4 protein-coding genes and 1 pseudogene are annotated in these 5128 nt (G+C 43.1%); 2 read left to right on the top strand and 3 right to left on the bottom strand.

Features of this window, described 5'->3' with window-relative positions; translation table 11 throughout:
* Positions 1–131, bottom strand: a pseudogene (locus R2Q26_RS15120) (IS5/IS1182 family transposase); the annotation flags it as partial.
* A 102-nt stretch (positions 132–233) separates the two neighbouring features.
* On the opposite strand from R2Q26_RS15120, the gene R2Q26_RS15115 reads away from it, so the two are divergent.
* Together R2Q26_RS15115 and R2Q26_RS15110 are read left to right on the top strand one after the other, a co-directional pair.
* Positions 234–1475, top strand: coding sequence for an amidohydrolase (locus R2Q26_RS15115; RefSeq protein WP_317537048.1), 1242 nt, complete (start codon positions 234–236; stop codon positions 1473–1475).
* A 28-nt stretch (positions 1476–1503) separates the two neighbouring features.
* Positions 1504–2145: a trimeric intracellular cation channel family protein gene (locus R2Q26_RS15110; RefSeq protein WP_317537047.1), complete on the top strand. Its 642-nt coding sequence runs from the start codon at positions 1504–1506 to the stop codon at positions 2143–2145.
* A gap of 650 nt (positions 2146–2795) precedes the next feature.
* Here the strand turns inward: R2Q26_RS15110 and nhaA are convergent.
* Positions 2796–4742, bottom strand: a complete 1947-nt coding sequence (nhaA, locus tag R2Q26_RS15105; RefSeq protein ID WP_317537046.1) for a Na+/H+ antiporter NhaA — start codon at positions 4740–4742, stop codon at positions 2796–2798.
* A gap of 53 nt (positions 4743–4795) precedes the next feature.
* Positions 4796–5002: an alcohol dehydrogenase catalytic domain-containing protein gene (locus tag R2Q26_RS15100; RefSeq protein WP_317537045.1), complete on the bottom strand. Its 207-nt coding sequence runs from the start codon at positions 5000–5002 to the stop codon at positions 4796–4798.
* Between the last annotated feature and the right edge of the window lie 126 nt (positions 5003–5128).

Genomic DNA, 5128 nt, shown 5'->3' with positions numbered 1-5128 from the left:
TCTCGCCACGGACAACCAACCCGCATTCGGTATAGCATACCTTCTACTGTCATGCGCAAATTGCGCTTGTTATAAATAGCTTCTTGAAACAGAGTCTTCTCCAGCTTCAGCCAGAACTCATCAGTAAAAATCAATCAGGGCATAGCAAACTCATTTTGTTGGTGATATGCGAATCTACCAATTTATAGTAGACAATTACACGTGTAATTATAAAACATAGATAGAGGTTGAAAATGAGCCACATACTAGATCAATTACAAGACCAGATAGAATCATTGCTGCCAAAAATTGAACATATTTATAAGGACTTACATCAAAACCCCGAGTTATCAATGCAAGAATTCAGAACTTCTAAAATAGCTGCGGATCATCTAAGAGATTTGGGCTTTGAAGTATCAGAGAATTTAGGAATTACTGGTGTTGTCGGAATTATGAAAAATGGTGATGGTCAGGTTGTTATGCTGAGAGCTGACATGGATGCATTGCCTATGGAAGAGAAAACAAATTTACCTTATGCAAGCAGAGCTGTGGGTGAAACATTAGAGGGTATAAAAACACCTGTTTCACATATGTGTGGACACGACCTCCATGTGGCTTGGATGATGGGAGCTTCAGAGATTCTCTCCAAGAATAAAAATTTATGGAAGGGAACTTTAATGGTTATCTTTCAACCTGGGGAAGAAGTCGGAAAAGGTGCTTTAGCTATGATTGATGATATGAAAGATAAATTCCCGAAACCAGATATTATCTTAGGGCAGCATGTAATGGTCGGTAAAGCTGGTACTGTAGGATATAAAGCGGGAGCAATCCTTGCCGCCGGTGATAGCTTACATATAAAATTTCATGGAAGAGGAGCTCATGGGTCAATGCCGCAAAACTCCATAGACCCTGTTATGATAGCCGCTCATTCCGCAGTCAGGTTGCAAACAATAGTTTCTAGAGAGATATCACCTTTAGATAGCGCAGTTTTAACTATCGGATCAATTCAAGCAGGTACCACAGAGAATATCATCCCAGATGATGCTGTTTTAAAGCTAAACATGCGCAGCTACAAAGACTCTGTCAGGGAAAAAATGATAAAATCCGTAGAAAGAATTTGTCTTTGTGAAAGTCATGCTTCTGGTGCATCAAAACCAGAAATAAAATTCATTGATAGCTATCCGGTAACTGAAAATGATGAATATGCCACAAAAAAATTAAGCGAAAATTTCATTAGTTATTTTGGTGATAGATGTTACGAGACTAAACCAGCTACCGCGAGTGAAGATTTTAGCTACTTTGGGAGAAAGTGGGGTGTACCTTATGTATTTTGGTTGATTGGTAGCACAGAAAAAGGAGTGTGGGAAAAAGCAGTGAATGAAGATAAGATAGAAAATATTCCTGCCAATCACTCATCGCAATTCAAAATAGAATTAAACCCTACAGTTAAAGCCGGATTAGAAGCCATGTTAGTAGCAGCACTTGCATGGCTTTAATACAATGGGTAACACAAGCATATGCTTTATGCCTGTATTACCAGTGAAAATAATGGATAGCTTATTACATTTCATAGACGTATTTGGTACATTTATATTTGCCTTAAGTGGTGCTGTAGTTGGAGTAAAGAAAAATTATGATGTGTTTGGCGTCTTTGTTATATCTCTAGTTACCGCTGTAGGAGGTGGTGTAATAAGAGACATTTGTATATCTTCAATTCCACCTGCTGGACTTATAACCATCGAGTATTTAATAGGAGTATTCCTTGCAATAATTATAGTTTCATTTTTCCAAAAATTAATTCTTTCCTTCCAGAAACCAAGTACATTTTTTGATGCTATAGGATTAGGATTTTTTGCCGCATTTGGTGCTAACAAAACCTATCAGTATACTGGTAGTATACAGCTATCAATTATTCTTGGTTGTGCAAGCGCTGTAGGTGGTGGTGTTTTTAGAGATATTCTGACAGGGAAAAGTCCTTCAATATTCACAGAGGATCTTTATGCTAGCGCAGCAATAATAGGTTCTTTAATTGAACTAATGGGTGCAACTGGAGTTATAGACAACAGGATTAGCATATGGGCTTCTATTTTAACAACAACAACGATCAGGATGTTAGCCATCAAATATAAAATAAAACTCCCATCGATAAAAAATAAAAATATGTAAGAAATTTGCTACGAGAAGGAATAATAGGTTCAATGCCTTTTTCAGTAAGCGTTTGAATAAAAGCATTGCTATTCATCACCTTTATCACCCACCAGGGCGGCCGCGCCTTCTGCCGTCAGAGTCAACAAATTCTCAGCTTCGTTGCGTTCGAAGTATATCCTCTTCACAGCAAGTTACTCTACAGTATTGAGCGTTTAATGGCATTTTTGCCATTTCCTCTAACGACATTTCTAATTTCGAAGGAAGCAATATTACCTGAGCCGTCAACAACACAGCCGTGGTTTTAGCTGCTTTCAAAAATTCTCGTACCAACCTAAGTGATCTGCTTCGCTCGCTCTTCTCGCCATGATTTTTCCTTGTAATCTAGGCAATATAGCAAAACCAGCTAGAAATGATTCAAGGAGTATGCTCATTATTTCATCTGAGCATAAATGGGCATACGCCAAAGTACTGCGTAAACCATACCGCTAAACCGTTGATATGCTCTTCAAATTTTATATGTTCTGAATCATTCTTAACTGGTTACGCTATTATTATCATGTTTCCTAATGAGAATTTGGATTAAGCGCGCATTGGCAACGATATATGACGATACAAGTTTAAGGGAAAAAACTTTCATCGATTGCACAGGCAATCTTGGTGAGTTTCAATCATGAGGTTAGGTCGGGATTATTATTGTTGCCTTGTTGTGTTGGCGATTTAAACCAGGCTCCCCATAGCAACGAGATGCCAATTATTGCGGAGACCGTCGACGCTATAAATATGGCGATTTTAGCGGCATCAAGGTCAGCTGATGAAGGGAAAGCCTGCGCAGCAATAAAAAGTGACATCGTGAAGCCAATTCCCCCCAATACTGCAGCACCGACCAACTGCATCCAGGAATAGGCTTCTGGTTTAACAGCAATCCCCGCTCGAACGGCCAGAGCTGAGGCAACGACCATTCCAACGGGTTTTCCAATCACTAGACCTGTGAGTATGGCGAGCACTAATGGCTCCCGCCCATCAATAATTCCTGTCGACAAAACGACCCCGCCATTCGCTAACGCAAAAAGTGGCAACACCAAATAACTCGATCGTGCCCCAGCGTGCCTTAACAGACGCGCAGCTGGAGATTCAAGGCGCTCATATATCGTATCCAGTGCATGGAGGACTGGCAGTGATGGGCCATGTCTTAGGACTTCTCCAGAATGCTGGGAGCTGGCAGCGATGATTGTATTTGCTTGTGCCATCAGCACATGCATATTCGGGGGCGGTCGAGTTGGGATAAATATCGCGAGTATGATACCGGCAAGTGTGGCATGTACGCCGCTCGCATTGAAGCATGCCCAGAGAACGAGGCCAAGCAATAGGTACGGTGTAAGTTTATAAATTCGTCCGCGGTTCAGCACGGCCAGGCCGGCGCATGTCATAGCAGCGCCAACGAGATACCCAAGTTGTAAATCGGTCGAATAAAACACTGCAATAACAAGTATTGCGCCAATATCATCAATGATAGCCGCCGCAGTCAGGAAGACGCGCAATTCCACCGGTACACGCCGCCCCATCAGTGCAATCAAAGCAACTGCAAAAGCTGTATCGGTCGCTATCGGGATTCCCCAACCATGCGACCATATGCCGTCAGGAACTACTGCTATGTAAAGCAAGGCAGGCACTAACATCCCACCGAGTGCCGCGGCAATGGGTAAGGTTGCTGAACGTAATCGTGCTAAATGACCGACGGTGAATTCGCGTTTTATTTCCAAACCTACAACCAAAAAGAAAATTGTAAGTAGCCCGTCATTAATCCAATGCTGAATCGAGAGGCTGAAACTTGTTCCTCCAAATGTCAAACCAAAATCTCGTTTCCAGAAAGCTTCAAATACTGAGTTATGGGCGGAATTACTAACAATCACTGCCGTAACTAACGCAAGCAGCAATAAGACTCCCGCAGAAGGTCCCCATTTAACAAAATCAAGTGCCGCCACACGAACGCGATAGCCGAATGTTTCAAGCATTGCTTCACTAAGGGAGTAATGGTCCCACGGGCCTTTATACTGACGGCCATTGATAAAGAAAGTTGGTGTGATATTTACGCCGCTACGGCTGGCACTGGCTAAATCTGCATCGACGTTTTCGCGAGCCAACTGATCTGCCTTCTTTGTCTCTTCGGCATCTGTTGCAGTAAGACCGAGATCCACCGCGACTTCCACCAAGTCTTCTTCCATCAATTGCACGGATCGGGTCATTAATTTCATATGGGCTTTCCAGAAACTTTCCGAATCCCTTGCATGCTCCACCAACTCTGCAGCACGCCGCGCCAATGTGTTTCCCGGGATAGGTCGGTGCCTGAAAACATAGCGCATTTGGTCACCAAACTTGTCGCGAATACCCGAAATAACTTCATTGGCCGCGCGACAATTGGGGCACGCATAACTTCCATATTCAACAATTGTAACTTTTGCGTGCGGCGGTCCGATCACGTGGTCTGATGATTCATCCACGGGTGGATCAAGCCTGTGTTTTTGACTTATTTCTGTCATATATATCGAACTCTCCAATTCCAGATTGGCTTTGTGTCCCACCGGATTCATGAATGATTCATGACACAATCTCTTCACGGCGTGCTTCCATGATCTGTGCCGCCCGCTCGCCTAGTAATAATACCGCATACTCAAACTACGCCCGAGCCTTCATGCCCCAACGCCACCGGCAACGGCACCGCATAAAGCTGATCGCGCGCGACCATATCAGTATGACACATGCCCACCGCTACGATGCGAACACGTACTTCATCGGACCGCGGATCATCCTGCATCAGATCTTCAATTTGAAACGGCCCACCCTGTTGGCGAATAACTGCTGCCTTGATTTTTCTCACTGATATCTCCGCTTTAGAAGGGGTGTTTTCTGTTCACAGTTAAGAGAAAGCTAGGGTCTGTTGACGTTTTGAGATAAGTATTTCATAAATAGAAGCAAACTCGTAATATTGAGAGGTTCTCACACC

Source organism: Nitrosomonas sp. Is37 (genome assembly GCF_033063275.1).
Lineage (GTDB): Bacteria > Pseudomonadota > Gammaproteobacteria > Burkholderiales > Nitrosomonadaceae > Nitrosomonas.
Note: the sequence above shows the minus strand (reverse complement) of the source record. Positions and strands in the feature narration are given on the sequence as shown.

Excerpts from the sequence above, each read along its gene's own strand:
- R2Q26_RS15115 (WP_317537048.1), top strand. The coding sequence starts at position 234 with ATGAGCCACATACTAGATCAATTACAAGACCAGATAGAATCATTGCTG.
- R2Q26_RS15110 (WP_317537047.1), top strand. The coding sequence starts at position 1,504 with ATGCCTGTATTACCAGTGAAAATAATGGATAGCTTATTACATTTCATA.